Here is a 14,889-nt window from a genome sequence, read left to right as displayed (position 1 = left end):
ACGATCAATGAACGGTGTTCAGTTCAATCAAGCATTCGGCGGTTGCTGACGAAAGCTCACCGCCAGGCGGTTCCAGCCACTGATGCTGGACACCGCCATGGTCAGGTCCACCAGTTCCTGCTCATTGAACTCCACCCTCACGGCGGCGAAGAGCTCATCCGTCACCTGCGAAGTGGGCAGCGCCGCCACCGATTCGCTCCAGGCCAGTGCGGCCTTTTCCCGCGCGGTGAAAAACGGCGAATCGCGCCACACACACAACGCAAACAAACGCCGCTCGGTCTCGCCGCGCTGGCGTGCCGCCATCGAGTGCATGTCGGTGCAGTACCCACAGTGGTTGAGTTGCGAAACGCGGATCTTGATCAACTCAAGCAAGGGCTGTTCGATCGACAGGCCAAAGGTGTTCGCCTCCAGCATCAACATGGCCTTGAGCGCTTGCGGTGAAGCCGTGTAGTAATCGAGACGGGGTTCCATGGCGTGCTTCTCTGAAATGACACCCCAGCCTAGAACCCCCGCGTCATAAGCCCTATAGCCAATCGGTCGGTTTATGCGCAGACCATTTTGCACCCACCGCGCCAGCGCGTAGTCTTGGCGCAGACTGAAGCCTTGGGATACAACATGGAACTGCACGTGGTGATCAACGGCCGCAAGGACCTGGCCGAACAGCTGTACCAGCAACTGCGCGAAGCCATCCGCACCGGGCGCCTGGCCGCCGGTGCGCAATTGCCGCCCAGCCGTTTGCTGGCTGAGCAGTTGGGGGTGTCGCGCAAGACCGTGTCCGACACCTACGCCACCCTGACCTACGAAGGCCTCCTGGTGGGCAAGACCGGCCGCGGCACCTTCGTCAACGCCCATGCGCTGCAGGCTGAACGCCCGCAATCGGCCACGGACCTGGCTTGCGCCGCCAGCTTGGCACAGTGGCAAGCGCTGCCCTCGCCCATGCGCCACCCCACGCGCGACAGCACCTTGCGCTACGAATTTATCGGCGGCGCCACCAGCCGCAATCAGTTCCCCCAGGATGAATGGCGGCGCTGCACCCAGGATGCATTGCGGCGCATTGCACAGAACAGCGGTTTCTACAGCCAGCCCGAAGGCTTGCCCGCCCTGCGCAGTGCCATCGCCGGGCACATCGCGTTTTCGCGGGGCGTGAAATGCCGTGACAGCGACATCGTGGTCACCAACGGCGCGCAGCAGGCGCTCGACCTGATCGCCCGCGTCGTGCTCGAGCCCGGCAGCATCGTCGCCATGGAAGACCCCGGCTACAGCCCCGCACGCCAGCTGTTCATGGCAATGGGGGCCAGCGTCGCCAGTGTGCCGGTGGACGAACAGGGTATCCAGGTCGATAAGATCCCTGACGGCACGCGCCTGATCTACGTGACGCCGTCGCACCAATTTCCCCTCGGCATGCCCATGAGCCTGCCACGCCGCGAAGCCCTGCTGGCGCGGGCCTTCGAGCTGGGGGCGATCATCATCGAAGACGACTACGACAGCGAATTCCGCTACGAAGGCCGCCCCACCGATTCACTGCAAAGCATGGACAACCGTGGCGTAGTGACCTACGTCGGTACCTTTTCGAAAACCCTCCTGCCCGAGCTGCGCCTTGGCTACGCGGTGCTGCCACCGGCGATCCATGGCGCCGTGCTCAAGGCCAAGCAATTGACCGACCAGCACAGCTCTACCTTGCCGCAATGGGCACTGGCCAAGTTCATCAGCGAAGGTTACCTGCTCAAGCACATCCGCCGCTGCCACACTGTGTATGCCGGGCGCCGTGAGCGCATCCTGCAACGGCTCGCCGGGGACTTGTCGCCCTGGTTCGAAGCGGTGCCCACCGTGGCCGGGTTCCACATGGCGGCGCTGTGCAAGGGCGCGATCGATATCCCGCTGCTGATTCAGCTGGCACGCCAGGTGGAGGTCGGCTTGTACCCACTGGACGTGTTTTTCCATGACGCACCGCTGCGCGCGGGGTTGATCATCGGCTTTGGCGCCATCGAGACCCTGGACATCGACCCGGCCCTGGACCGGGTGCGCGATATCCTGCAGCAGATTGGCTAGGGGATTTACCGGCGGATTGGTCATTGGTACTGGCACAACAAGGCTCTAGCCTGTGCACTGACACCCGCCCCCGGAGACCATCGCCATGCCTGCCTGTGCCTTCAACACTGTCCATGTCCGCGCCACCGCCGGGCGCTCCAGGGAGCTGGGCGAACGCCTGCAACTCATCGCGCAAGCGGTGCGCACCAGCCCCGGCTGCCTGGACTACAACGTGTGCCGCAGCCCGCTGGACCTCAACCAGTGGACCGTCAGTGGCCACTGGGCCTGCGCCGAACAACGCAACGCGCACTTCGCCCTGCCGGCCCTCCAAGGGTTTATCGACCTGACCGGCGAACGCCTGGCCAGCCGCCTGGTGTTCGACCATTAAGGCATTGGCCTCCTGCACTTCACCAGGATTGGTTATTGGTGCCCCCGGCCACGCGGCGTAGGGTGAACAGGTCTCGAACTACTCGGAAACCTCGCCATGAAACGACTGCTCGCCGCCTCCCTGATGCTCGCCTCCCTCAGCGCCTTTGCCCACGAACCGGTGTACAACCAGGAATCGATCAAGGTCTTGCAGGAACACGCGCTGACCAATGTGCCTGGCAAGAAAACCATCATGCTCACCGTGGACTATGCACCTGGGCAAGCCACCGTACCCCATAGCCACACCGGCACCGCCGTGGCCTACGTGCTGGAAGGCGAAATCACCTCGCGGGTGAACGATGAGAAGGCGATCACCTACAAGGTCGGCGAATCGTTTTATGAGCCGGCGGGGTCGCGGCATTTTGAATCGAGCAATGCCAGCCAGACCAAACCGGCTAGGTTGCTGGTGGTGATGGTTATGGATGATAAAGCCGAGGTACTGACCCCGCTGCCACAGTAACCCGCCCCCAAAATCCATGTGTGTGCAGGCTTGTGTGGGAGCGGGCTTGCTCGCGAATGCGGTGGGTCAGTCGAAGTATTTGTGGCTGACAGTCCGCATTCGCGAGCAAGCCAGCTCCCACAGGTTGAATGGTGTGCTTTCAAGGATTCAGGGGCGTTTGAACTGGCGCCGTAACTCTTCGATACGGGGCCGGCACAGGCAGCCTTCCAGATGATCATTGACCATCCCCATCGCCTGCATCAGCGCATACATCGTGGTCGGCCCCACATACGTCCAACCGCGTTTCTTCAAGGCTTTCGACAAACGCACTGACGCCAGCGACGTGGGATTGCCCGTCCAATAGGCCATGTCCACCACCTTTGGACGCTCATCATCCGCTGGCTCAAACGCCCACAACCAGCGCGCCAACGACCCCGCCTCATCCACCAGCTCACACGCCCTGCGTGCATTGTTGACGGTGGACACGATCTTCGCCCGATTGCGCACAATGCCCACGTCCTGCATCAGCCGCTCAATATCGGCCTCTCCATACTGCGCCACCCGGCGAAAATCAAAGCCCTCGAACGCCAGCCGGAACTGCTCGCGCTTGCGCAGGATGGTGATCCACGCCATGCCCGCCTGGAAGCCTTCCAGGCAAATCTTCTCGTATAACTGGATGTCGTCGGCCACCGGCACGCCCCACTCGTGGTCGTGGTAATGCGGGTATTGCGGCGCCGACGTGCGCCAGGTGCAGTAGGTCTGCCCGGTGGCGTCGGTGGTCAGTCCTGGTATGTCCATCCATCACCTCGTCGGCCCAGCGGCGAATGATAAGCGAAAAATTTTCCAGGGCACTAACCGCTCAAGCATCGCCCTCGCCGACCAACTGGTCAGACCGGGTCCGGTCAACCACCGAATTTTTACTTGTGATTTCAAAAAAGCCGAGCGTAGACTGGCCGCGCACTGGACTTACCGGTAAGACCACAACAATTAAGCCCTGGAACCACCAGGGCACCGAATAGAGATCCCTCCCATGCTCAGATGGTGCTCGCGTTCGATTTTCCTGCAAGTCGTGATCGGCCTGATGCTAGGCGTTGTTTGCGGCCTGGCCCTTCCCGAATTCTCCACACAACTCAAACCCCTCGGTGACGGCTTTATCAAGCTGATCAAAATGCTGATCGGCCTGATCGTGTTCTGCGTGGTGGTCAGCGGTATTTCCGGCGCGGGCGACTTGAAGAAAGTCGGGCGCATCGGCCTCAAGTCGGTGATCTACTTTGAAATCCTCACCACCGTAGCCCTGGTGATTGGCCTGGTCATGGCCTTCAGCACCGGTATTGGCACCGGCGCCAATATCCACCTGGAACAGCTTTCGTCTGCCGGCCTCAATGAACTGGCCGACAAGGGCCAGCATATTCGCGGCACCAGCCAGTTCCTGATGGACCTGATCCCCAACTCGGTGATCGGCGCCTTCGCCGAGAACAACGTGCTGCAAGTGCTGCTGTTCTCGGTGCTGTTCGGCAGCGCGCTGAACCTGGTGGGCGAAGCGGCATCGGGCATCTCGCGCCTGATCAACGAGCTGAGCCATGTGATCTTCCGCATCATGGGCATGATCGTGCGCCTGGCGCCGATTGGTGTGTTTGGTGCGATTGCCTTCACCACCAGCACCTACGGCCTGGACTCGCTGCAACACCTGGGCAGCCTGGTAGGCCTGTTCTACCTGACCTGCTTTGCCTTCGTCGGGCTGATCCTCGGCCTGGTGATGCGCCTGTCGGGCCTGCGCATGCTGCCGCTGCTCAAGTACCTGCGCGAAGAACTGCTGATCGTGATGGGCACCGCCTCCTCCGACGCCGTGCTGCCACAGATCATGCGTAAACTGGAGCACCTGGGCATCGGCAGTTCCACCGTCGGCCTGGTGATTCCAACGGGGTATTCGTTCAACCTCGACGGGTTCTCGATCTACCTGACCCTGGCCATCGTATTTATTGCCAACGCCACCGGCACACCGCTGTCGATGACCGATTTGATGACCATCCTGCTGGTGTCGTTGATCACCTCCAAAGGTGCCCACGGCATTCCGGGCTCGGCGCTGGTGATCCTGGCGGCGACACTTACGGCCATCCCGGCGATTCCAGTGGTGGGCCTGGTGCTGGTGCTGGCAGTGGATTGGTTCATGGGCATCGGTCGCGCACTGACCAACCTGATCGGCAACTGCGTCGCCACCGTGGCGATTGCCCGTTGGGAGAAAGACATCGACCTGCAGCGTGCCAACAAGGTGCTTGAAGGGCAGCAAGGGTATGCCTTCCAGGCCAAGAAGCCGGTGTTGCCGGCGCATCAGGAGTTCTAATCCATTTCATGAGCGACGCAGGTCCAATGTGGGAGCGGGCTTGCTCGCGAATGCGGTGGTTCAGTTGGAACATCTTTGGCTGACACCCCGCTTTCGCGAGCAAGCCCGCTCCCACATTTAGACCTTTGCCCATTTCACTATTGTGTTTGCAACTTAAAGGAGGCGTAGACGTGATCAGCACCTCAACCGTCGTCAATTCAGTGGTAGAAAAACTCCGCGCCGCCTTGGCGCGCGGCCAGTGGCGCCGCGGTGAAATGCTCCCCGGGCAACGCGAGCTGGCCGAACAGATGGGCATCAGCCGCCCCAGCCTGCGTGAAGCGGTGATCGTCCTGGAAACCCTCGGCCTGGTGCGCTCCATGCCCGGCAAAGGCGTGGTGGTGCTGGAAACCAGCGTCAGCGAACCACAGTCCAGCGATGCCGTGGCCGACGCGAGCCTGGAAGATATCCTGCAACTGCGCTACACCCTCGAACCCTTCATCGTCGGTCTCGTCGCCCAATCCATCAGTAGCAAGGAAGTCGGCCAACTGCGCCTGACCCTGATGGACATGCGCGAAGCCCTCGACGCTGAAGACGCCGAGGCCGGCATGAACGCCTACATCGGCTTTCACGAAGAACTGTTCGCCCTGACCTCCAACCCGATCTTCCAGAACGTGGTGCAGCAAACCAGCAACGCCCTCAAGCAGAGCGCCCAGGTGCTGCGCAACTCGCCGGAGCACCTGGCCGAACGCCTGCGGGAAAACGAGGCGGTGGTGCGCGCCATTCGCAACAAGAACAGCGCCCTGGCCAGTGCCGAGATGCGTCGGCACATCCTGCAGGAAGGCCTGCGCATGGGCATTCGCTTGAACATCCCGGATGACCATCTGGGCAGCTGATTTACTGGAGACTGGCCATGACCGCTTACGCGTTGCAACGCGACCCTATCTTCCCTGCCCTGCGCTTGATCGCCGGTAAAAAGCCTTCCGTGGATGACATCTACCCGCGCCTGTTCGACGCCATTCTCGAACAACGCATTGCGCCGGCCAGTCGTTTTACCGAAGAGAGCCTGGGGGAAACCTTCGGCGTCAGCCGTAGCGTGATCCGCCGGGTGCTGGCAAAACTGTCGCACCAGCAAGTGATCATCCTGCGCCCCAACCAGCGCGCCCAGGTGGCGGCGCCGGATGCCCAGCAAACCCGAGAGATACTGGAAGCGCGGCGGCTGACGGAAATCACGGTGGTGAATCTGGCCTGCGTGCATATCACCTCACAGCAGGCGCGCCAACTGCGTGAGCTGATCACCCGTGAACGCGAGTGCATCGACCGTGGCCAGCTTGGGCCGGCGATCCGTTTGTCCGGGGAGTTCCACCTGCAACTGGCGGCCATCGCGGGCAACGCCCCCTTGGCGCAGTTCCTCAACAGCCTGGTGCCGTTGACCTCGTTGATCATCGCCCAGTACCAGGCGCAGGCCTGCACTTATTGCACCTGGCAGGAACACCTGGACATCCTCGACGCCATGGAGCGTGGCGATGCCAGCACCGCCGTCGCCTTGATGACGCAACACCTGACTCACCTGGCCAAGCGCATAAACCATGATGTAAGTATGCAGTGCTCGCACGCACCACAGGTTTCATAACCTGCGCTTCGCACTGATTGAGTGCTTTATCGCAGGTTTGAACCATGTACAGAGATCCAAGCGTTTCATCGAAATTGAACGAACTGTTGTCCGTGCTGAACACACAACGCGCAACGCTGTCCCCGCAAATGACCACCCCCTTGAGCGCACTCAATATCGAGGCCAAGCGAGCCGGGTTCGAGCGGTTCTACCTGGGGGGTTTCGACCAGGCTGTGGACTATCTGATTATTTCCGGTCTGGGCGGCGATGTTGAATCGCAATATGCCACGGCCATTTGCACGGCACGTATTTTTGGTTCACTTCGCTTTCTGCAGCAAAACACCAAAGGATGGCTGAAGTTGGCTGCGGCACAGGACCATATCCTGGCCTTGATGTGGCTGGGTGATGCCGAATCCCTGGCGAGGGCACGGGAGCTATCTACCACACTGGCAAGCGCGGGTGATGCCCAAGGCCTGCTGAACATGTACACAATGACCCAGGACATCACTTGGCTGGAACAGGCGGTCGCGACGAACGATCACCGAGCCGAATATGAACTTGCCCAAGCCTATCGCAAGCACCCTTCGCTGGTTGCCAACGCGGTGATACGCGAAGCGCTGATTGAAGAACTGTGTCAGAAGTCGGCCGACGGCGGCCATGCGCCAGCGATCTGGGACCGCGTCTTCAAAGATCCTGTTACTGTCGCCAACCCCCTTGAGAAGCAGCAAAGGCTTGCCCAGTTGGCCTGGATGGGTCAGTTGGATGGCCTGTTGGAGTACGGCTTTGCACTCGCCGGCATGCCTCGCGACAAGACCCGTAGGCTACGCACCTACGGGCTTGAGAAAAATCTGCCCCTCGCCTACGCGCTTTTGAAATTTGCATACAGCAAAACGCAGCACACACGACCTGTCGACGGGCTGGGAGAGGCTATTGAAGACCTGCTGCATCAAATGACGCCGCCGCAATTCGAGGCGGCAACACCGCTGGTGATGGACATGGAGGCAAAAATTCCTTTGCTTTTCCGAATCCGCGAGCCATTGAGGTTGCTGGGTAACGGCCGATAACCTGCGCTGCAAAAAAAAACCTCGCATCCTAGGATACGAGGTTTTCGTTTTACTGCTTCAACACGCCGGTTACAGCACCGACTGACCGCTCAGTGCCAAGTCCAGCAACTCACGGTTGGCCACTGCATACATGGCGTAGTCCGTGCCCACGGCGGCACGGATTTCCACCATCATTGCCACCCAACGCTCCGCCATGTCCTTGTGCTGCTCAAGCCACAGGGCCACACGGACTTCCATGTCTTGTGGCGCGTCGGCCATTTGCAGCACGGAGATGGTGATCGCCCGTTGCTGCCAGTCCACATCGTCGCGGAACGCTTCGCGGGCCTGGGCCTGCCAGTTGTTGGCTACTGGCAGATCGCTGATCTGCTGCAGGTACCACGGCAGGTCCAGGGCGCTGCCAACGGCGAAGTAGGCCTTGGCCACTTCGGCGGCGTCATGCCCGGTCACGTCAGCGGCTTCGATGATCGGCAGCAAGGTGTACAGGTGAGTGGTACCTGCAACCATGCGCGCCAACAACTCCGGCACACCGGCTTCGGTGTATTTGCCGTAGCGGTTCTGCCAGCCTTCGCGGGTCGGGCCTTCCAGCAGTTCGTCGAGCTTGAGGCCCAGTGCTGCCAGGTGTGGACCGAAGTGCGCGGTGTCACGGCCAGCGTCCTGCTCGTTGCGACGGCTGCGCAGGAACCAGCGCGTAGCACGGCGACCCAGGCGCATCAGCTCGTCCATCAACTCCAGTTGCACGTCGGCAGAAACCTGGTGGTCCAGGGCTTCAATCTGACGGAACCAGTGCGGGAGGTGGAAGATGTCACGCACGATCACATACGCGCCCGCCACGTTCGCCGGGCTCATGCCGGTGGACTCTTTGAGTCGTTGAACGAAGGTGATGCCCATGTGGTTGACCAGGTCGTTGGCGATCTGGGTGCTGACGATCTCGCGCTTCAAGCGATGGCGACGCATGGCTTCGCCGAACTTGGCCACCAGGCTCGGTGGGAACGCGGTCTCCATGTCGCGGGTCAGGTAGTCGTCATCCGGTACCAGCGACTTGAGCAACGCTTCCTTGAGGTCGATCTTGCTGTAGGAAATCAGCACGGACAGCTCCGGACGGGTCAAGCCCTTGCCGGTCGCGGCGCGCTCGACGAGCTGCTCCTCGGTTGGCAGGTACTCGATGGCGCGGTCCAGCTTGCCACGGCCTTCCAGGTCGCTCATCAGGCGCTTGTACTCGGCAGCACGCTCGTAGGCACGGCGCGCGGCCAGGGACAGGGCCTGGGTCTGCTTGTAGTTGTTGCCCAACACCAGGCTGCCGACTTCGTCGGTCATGCTCGCCAGCAACTGGTTGCGTTGCTTGTCGGTCATGTCACCGGCCTGCACCACTTCGTTGAGCAGGATCTTGATGTTCACTTCATGGTCGGAGCAGTCCACACCACCGGCGTTGTCGATGAAGTCGGTGTTGGAACCACCGCCATTGAGGCCGAATTCCACACGACCCAACTGGGTCATGCCGAGGTTACCGCCCTCGCCTACCACCTTGCAACGCAGCTCGTTGCCGTTGACGCGCAGCGCGTCGTTGGCCTTGTCGCCCACGTCGGCATGGCTCTCGGTGCTGGCCTTGACGTAGGTACCGATACCGCCGTTCCACAACAGGTCCACCGGCGCCTTGAGCAAGGCGTTCAGCAGTTCGGTCGGGGTCAGCTTGTCGGCCGCGATGTCGAAGCGTTCTTTCATCTGTGGCGAGATGGCAATGCTCTTCGCGCTGCGCGAGAAGATACCGCCGCCTTCGGACATGATGCTGGTGTCGTAGTCGGTCCAGGCCGAACGCGGCAGCTCGAACATGCGCTGGCGCTCGACAAAGCTGGTGGCCGGGTTCGGGTTTGGATCGATAAAGATGTGCAGGTGGTTGAAGGCCGCGACCAGTTGCAGCTTGTCGGACATCAACAAGCCGTTACCGAACACGTCACCGGCCATATCGCCGACGCCCACCACGGTGATGCTGTCTTCCTGCACGTTGATGCCGCGCTCACGGAAGTGACGCTGCACACCGACCCACGCGCCCTTGGCGGTGATGCCCATTTTCTTGTGGTCGTAACCGGCGGAACCACCGGAAGCAAACGCATCACCCAGCCAGAAGCCGTAGTCGATGGCAATGCCGTTGGCGATGTCGGAGAAGGTCGCCGTGCCTTTGTCCGCTGCGACTACCAGGTACGGGTCATCGTCGTCATGACGCACGACGTTGACCGGTGGCACCAGGGCGCCGTCCTTCAGGTTGTCGGTGATGTCCAACAGGCCGGAGATGAAGATGCGGTAGCAGGCGATACCCTCGGCCGCGATCTCGTCACGGCTGCCGCCCAGTGGCAGGCGACGCGGCAGGAAGCCGCCCTTCGCACCCACTGGCACGATGACCGAGTTCTTCACTTGCTGGGCTTTTACCAGGCCAAGCACTTCGGTACGGAAGTCTTCTTCACGGTCGGACCAGCGCAGGCCACCGCGAGCGACGTTGCCGAAGCGCAGGTGCACGCCTTCAACCCGTGGCGAATAGACGAAGATCTCAAACTTCGGCACCGGCTTTGGCAGCTCGGGAATGGCACGCGGGTCGAACTTGAAGCTGAAGTACGACTTGTTCTGGCCGTTGGCGTCAGTCTGGTAGAAGTTGGTGCGCAGGGTGGCCTTGATCAGGTCCAGGTAGCGACGCAGGATGCGGTCTTCGTTGAGCACCTGAACATCGTCCAGGGCCGTGAGGATCGCTTGTTCCAGGCGTTGCTGCTTGTCTTCCAGATCTTCGGCCGTGAGCTTGCGCGCCAGGTAGAAGCGGGTCTTGAACAACCGGGTCAACTCGCGGGCGATGTCGGTGTGGTTGTTCAGGGTGCTGGCGATGTAACCGAGGTCGAAGCCCAGGCGGATCTGCTTGAGGTAACGGGCGTAGGCGCGCAGCAGCGCCACGTCGCGCCATGGCAGGCCGGCAGTGAGTACCAGACGGTTGAATGCATCGTTCTCGGCATCGCCATTGACGATGTGTACGAATGCATCCTGCAGGGTGTCGTTGAGTTGCTGGATGTCGAGGTCCAGGCCTTCGGCGGCGGTGAACGCAAAGTCATGGATCCAGAACTCACGGCCATTGGCATGACGCAAGCGGTACGGGAACTCGCCCAGCACACGCAGGCCGAGGTTTTCCAGGATCGGCAGTACATCTGACAGCGCCAGCGGGGTGTCGGCATGGTAGAGCTTGCAATGCAGCTCACGCTGGCCGGAGACCTGGCCCAGCGGCTGATAGAAGCTCATCACCAGCGGGTTGGCTTCGGTCAGGCTGTTGAGGTGCTGCATGTCGACCACAGCCGAATGCGCGGCGAAACGCTCGCGGTAGCCGGCCGGGAAGCCTTTCGGGAAATCCGCCAGCACGTTGGTGCCGTGGGCTTCGCCGAAGCTTTCCACCACCAGGCTGGCATAGTCGTCCTGCCAGCTGCGGCAGGCCTGCACCACTTCTTTTTCCAGCTGCAGCGGGTCGATGTCGAGGCGGTTCTTCGGGTCGACCCGCAGGATCAGCTGCACGCGAGCCAGCACGGACTCGGAGAAGAAGGTCCAGAATTCGCAGTCCGAGGCCTTCAGGCGATCCATCAGCACTTGCTGGATCTTCTGGCGCACTTCGGTGGAATAGATGTCGCGTGGCACGTAGGCCAGGCAGTAGCAGAAACGACCGTACGGGTCTTTGCGCAGGAATACGCGGATCTTGTTGCGTTCCTGGATCTGCACGATGGACATCACGGTGCTGAACAGTTCGTCCACCGGGGTCTGGAACAGGTCGTCGCGGGGCAACACTTCAACGACTTGCGCCAGCTCCTTGCCCAAGTGAGCCTTGGCCTGGAAGCCGGAACGGCGTTCGATCTCGGCCACCTTGCGGCGGATATACGGAATCACTCGCACGCTTTCGCCGTACACCGAAGAGGTGTAGAGGCCCATGAAACGGTGTTCCTTGATGACCTTGCCGTCGGCACTGATTTCGCGGATCGACACATAGTCCGGGTAGGCCGGGCGGTGTACGCGGCTTGGGTGGGCAGCCTTGGCGAACGACAGCACGGTCGGCTCACGCAGGTAGTTGACCGCATAGTCTTCGATACGCAGGTCTTCGGCCGTCAGGCCTGCACGCAGCAGCTTGGTCAGACCGAGGAAGGAGCTGGCGTCATATTCGATATAACCGCCACCTACCTCGTCACGTACCACAAACTCTTCATAGCCGAGGAAGGTGAAGTGGTTGCCCACCAGCCATTCCAGGAAGCTCTTGATCTCAGCCTTTTCTTCGCCGTCGATATTGAACTGGCTGGCGTCGATACCGGCCAGCAGGTCCTGGACCTTGGCTTTCATCGGTTCGAAATCGGCCACCGCCACGCGCACTTCGCCCAACACCTGCTCAAGCTCTTTGCTCAGCACGTTGAGTTCGGCGGCGTTGGCGCAACGGTCGATTTCCAGGTACATCAGCGATTCTTGCTGGATGCCTTCGCCCTGGGTGCCTTTTGGCAGGATTTCCAGCAGCTCGCCCTTGCTGCCACGACGCACGCTGAGCACGGTGGTTTGCAGGGTGTGGATGCTGTAGCCACGACGGTTCAGCTCGGTACGGACCGAGTCCACCAGGAATGGCAGGTCATGGTGCAGCACTTCGACCGCAGTGTGGGTCGATTGCCAGCCATGACGCTCGTAATCGGGGTTGTACACCCGCACTTGCGGTTGGGTGTGGTCAAAGCGCTCAAGCAGGCGCCACGCAGAGAGGGTGCAACCGGCCAGGTCGGAAAGGCGACGCTGGGTCAGTTCGTCCAGAGAAATGATGCCGAAGAATTGTTCAGCGAACAGCGCCACTTGTGGCAGTGCCTGTTCACTGATGTGCTGCGCCAGTGCCGCTTGCAGTTGATGCTGGAAGTCGGCCTTGCTGGCTGCGGTGAAGAACGCCATCTGTGGTACTCCGCTTGGGCTTGTTATTGATGAAAGCGTCGCGTGTTATCCCCTTGCGGGGAGACCGTCAGCTCTGTTCGCAGGTTAACCATAGCGAATCAAAGCGACAGGTGGGTGAAGCTGCACAAGACAACGGGGTCACATACAACTTGCACAAGATGCGCACCGGGCCAGATGACGGTACGACGGGCAGGTCAGGCGCCTGGCTCAAGCACATCCGTTGCGCAGCTTAACGAGTGTGGGAAGACAGCTGCTTGCGGTGCTGCGACATATTCGGTCATCGGTACGCAGGCCGGCGGTTGCAACTTGGGCAACCCGGAATTTTCGGTGAAAAAAACAGGTATTTTTACCGCACCGAGTACCGGAAATGACTGGTAGCACGCGTCAGGTCATGCACTGGGTCTGACACAGGATGCAGCACAAAATTCGCGGCAATGGCACAATTGCCCGCATTACGCCCCGCCCAGACAGGATTCCCCATGCTGCAACTGACAACCGACGCCCTGATGGTCACCCCGTGCGATGACGAAGAGGACAACATGGCCATGCTCTGCTGCCACGGCAAGAACGGCGAGATGTTCATGCTGACCCGTTACCCGGACGAAGACGAAGTGGAACTGACCTGGGACTACGAGCCATCGACCCTGGACGGGCTGAAGGTCACCCTGGGTGACACGACCCTGCTGGTGGAACTGGCTGCCGGCGACGCCGACGCGCTGGGCGGCAAGGATCAACTGCAGATCACCCACGCGACCGCTGCGTCAGACATGACCGAAGTTGAAGAAACCCTGCAAAACATCCTCAAGGGCACCGGTACCTTCACCCGAACTTAAGCTGCACAAGGGATCAAATGTGGGAGCGGGCTTGTGTGGGAGCGGGCTTGCTCGCGAAAGCGGAGTATCAGTCGCTATTTTTGTTGACTGAACCACCGCATTCGCGAGCAAGCCCGCTCCCACATTGTCTTGCGCACGCCAAACAAATTTCCTACAAGTTTTGCCAAAAATACTCATTACGCCGTTAGTCGCCACACCCCGCGATGCATTAAAGTAAGCCTCCCTAGCCCGGCGTCTTGACTCGACCCCAGGGCGCACCTCTCCAGGAACCGTCATCGATGGAACATCGTGAAGCGCTGCTCGCGCTGCGAACCTTTCTTTCTACGCAGATTCTCGGCCAGGAAAAACTCATCGATCGCCTGCTGATCGCCCTGCTCGCCGACGGCCATATGCTGGTGGAAGGCGCGCCGGGCCTGGCCAAGACCAAGGCCATCAAAGAGCTGGCCGAAGGCATCGAAGCGCAGTTCCATCGCATTCAGTTCACCCCTGACCTGCTGCCCGCCGACATCACCGGCACCGAGATCTATCGCCCGGAAACCGGCAGTTTCGTGTTCCAGCAAGGGCCGATCTTCCACAACCTGGTGCTGGCGGACGAAATCAACCGCGCGCCGGCCAAGGTGCAATCGGCCTTGCTCGAAGCCATGGCCGAGCGCCAGGTCAGCGTTGGGCGCAGCACCTACGAGCTGTCGCCGCTGTTTTTGGTGATGGCCACGCAGAACCCCATCGAGCAGGAAGGCACCTACCCGCTGCCCGAAGCCCAGCTCGACCGCTTCCTGATGCACGTGAAAATCGGTTTCCCGGACGCCACCGTCGAACGACGCATCCTGCAACAGGCCCGCGGCGAAGCGCTCAACGGTGAAACCAAGCCCGAGCGCCGTGTCAGCCAGCAAGCCATCTTTGCCGCCCGCAAGGAAATCCTCGGCCTGTACATGGCCGACGCGGTGGAGGAATACCTGGTGCAACTGGTCATGGCCACCCGTACCCCGGCCAAGTTCGACCCGGAGATGGCCGAATGGATCGCCTACGGCGCCAGCCCGCGCGGCTCCATCGCCCTCGACCGCTGCGCCCGCGCCCACGCCTGGCTGGCCGGGCGCGACTTCGTGAGCCCGGAAGACATCCAGGCGGTGCTGTTCGACGTGCTGCGCCACCGCATCATCCTGTCGTTCGAAGCCGAAGCCGCGGGCATTGACCAAGACCGCGTGGTACAGCGCATTCTTGACGTCGTTGCCGTCGCTTGAACC

The 14,889-nt window shown here is 61.0% G+C and carries 12 protein-coding genes; 9 read left to right on the top strand and 3 right to left on the bottom strand.

The window, feature by feature from the left end; genetic code table 11:
* Nucleotides 1–27: 27 nt before the first annotated feature.
* Nucleotides 28–471 (bottom strand): carboxymuconolactone decarboxylase family protein, encoded by a 444-nt coding sequence (locus ACZRMO_RS23955; protein ID WP_463974425.1) that lies wholly within the window; start codon nucleotides 469–471, stop codon nucleotides 28–30.
* A gap of 144 nt (nucleotides 472–615) precedes the next feature.
* Between ACZRMO_RS23955 and pdxR the strand changes: the two genes are divergently transcribed.
* The 3 genes from pdxR to ACZRMO_RS23940 all read left to right on the top strand — a co-directional run bounded on the left by pdxR (nucleotide 616) and on the right by ACZRMO_RS23940 (nucleotide 2,914).
* Nucleotides 616–2,049, top strand: coding sequence for a MocR-like pyridoxine biosynthesis transcription factor PdxR (pdxR, locus tag ACZRMO_RS23950; protein ID WP_463974424.1), 1,434 nt, complete (start codon nucleotides 616–618; stop codon nucleotides 2,047–2,049).
* An 85-nt stretch (nucleotides 2,050–2,134) separates the two neighbouring features.
* On the top strand, nucleotides 2,135–2,416 hold the full coding sequence (locus ACZRMO_RS23945) for a putative quinol monooxygenase (protein WP_463974423.1): 282 nt from the start codon (nucleotides 2,135–2,137) through the stop codon (nucleotides 2,414–2,416).
* Between the two features lie 96 nt (nucleotides 2,417–2,512).
* Nucleotides 2,513–2,914, top strand: a complete 402-nt coding sequence (locus tag ACZRMO_RS23940; RefSeq protein ID WP_463974422.1) for a cupin domain-containing protein — start codon at nucleotides 2,513–2,515, stop codon at nucleotides 2,912–2,914.
* A 147-nt stretch (nucleotides 2,915–3,061) separates the two neighbouring features.
* On the opposite strand, the gene ACZRMO_RS23935 is transcribed toward ACZRMO_RS23940, so the two are convergent.
* Nucleotides 3,062–3,691: a DNA-3-methyladenine glycosylase I gene (locus ACZRMO_RS23935; RefSeq protein WP_463974421.1), complete on the bottom strand. Its 630-nt coding sequence runs from the start codon at nucleotides 3,689–3,691 to the stop codon at nucleotides 3,062–3,064.
* A gap of 217 nt (nucleotides 3,692–3,908) precedes the next feature.
* Between ACZRMO_RS23935 and ACZRMO_RS23930 the strand changes: the two genes are divergently transcribed.
* From ACZRMO_RS23930 to ACZRMO_RS23915, 4 genes are all read left to right on the top strand, one after another.
* A complete protein-coding gene (locus tag ACZRMO_RS23930) occupies nucleotides 3,909–5,234 on the top strand; it encodes a C4-dicarboxylate transporter DctA (protein WP_463974474.1) in 1,326 nt (441 codons plus the stop codon).
* A 170-nt stretch (nucleotides 5,235–5,404) separates the two neighbouring features.
* Nucleotides 5,405–6,106, top strand: a complete 702-nt coding sequence (locus ACZRMO_RS23925) for a FadR/GntR family transcriptional regulator (RefSeq protein WP_105521795.1) — start codon at nucleotides 5,405–5,407, stop codon at nucleotides 6,104–6,106.
* Nucleotides 6,107–6,123: 17 nt separating this feature from the next.
* Nucleotides 6,124–6,843, top strand: a complete 720-nt coding sequence (locus tag ACZRMO_RS23920; protein WP_463974420.1) for a GntR family transcriptional regulator — start codon at nucleotides 6,124–6,126, stop codon at nucleotides 6,841–6,843.
* 44 nt (nucleotides 6,844–6,887) lie between these two features.
* On the top strand, nucleotides 6,888–7,886 hold the full coding sequence (locus ACZRMO_RS23915; RefSeq protein ID WP_463974419.1) for an SEL1-like repeat protein: 999 nt from the start codon (nucleotides 6,888–6,890) through the stop codon (nucleotides 7,884–7,886).
* Between the two features lie 69 nt (nucleotides 7,887–7,955).
* Here the strand turns inward: ACZRMO_RS23915 and ACZRMO_RS23910 are convergent, their stop codons facing one another.
* A complete protein-coding gene (locus tag ACZRMO_RS23910) occupies nucleotides 7,956–12,815 on the bottom strand; it encodes an NAD-glutamate dehydrogenase (protein ID WP_463974418.1) in 4,860 nt (1,619 codons plus the stop codon).
* Nucleotides 12,816–13,294: 479 nt separating this feature from the next.
* On the opposite strand from ACZRMO_RS23910, the gene ACZRMO_RS23905 reads away from it, so the two are divergent.
* Together ACZRMO_RS23905 and ACZRMO_RS23900 are read left to right on the top strand one after the other, a co-directional pair.
* Nucleotides 13,295–13,648, top strand: a complete 354-nt coding sequence (locus tag ACZRMO_RS23905; RefSeq protein WP_463974417.1) for a hypothetical protein — start codon at nucleotides 13,295–13,297, stop codon at nucleotides 13,646–13,648.
* A gap of 278 nt (nucleotides 13,649–13,926) precedes the next feature.
* Nucleotides 13,927–14,886, top strand: coding sequence for an AAA family ATPase (locus ACZRMO_RS23900; RefSeq protein ID WP_034119884.1), 960 nt, complete (start codon nucleotides 13,927–13,929; stop codon nucleotides 14,884–14,886).
* Nucleotides 14,887–14,889 lie beyond the last annotated feature (3 nt).

It is taken from the genome of Pseudomonas sp. B611 (assembly GCF_055407965.1).
This window is presented reverse-complemented; position numbering and strand designations above follow the sequence as displayed.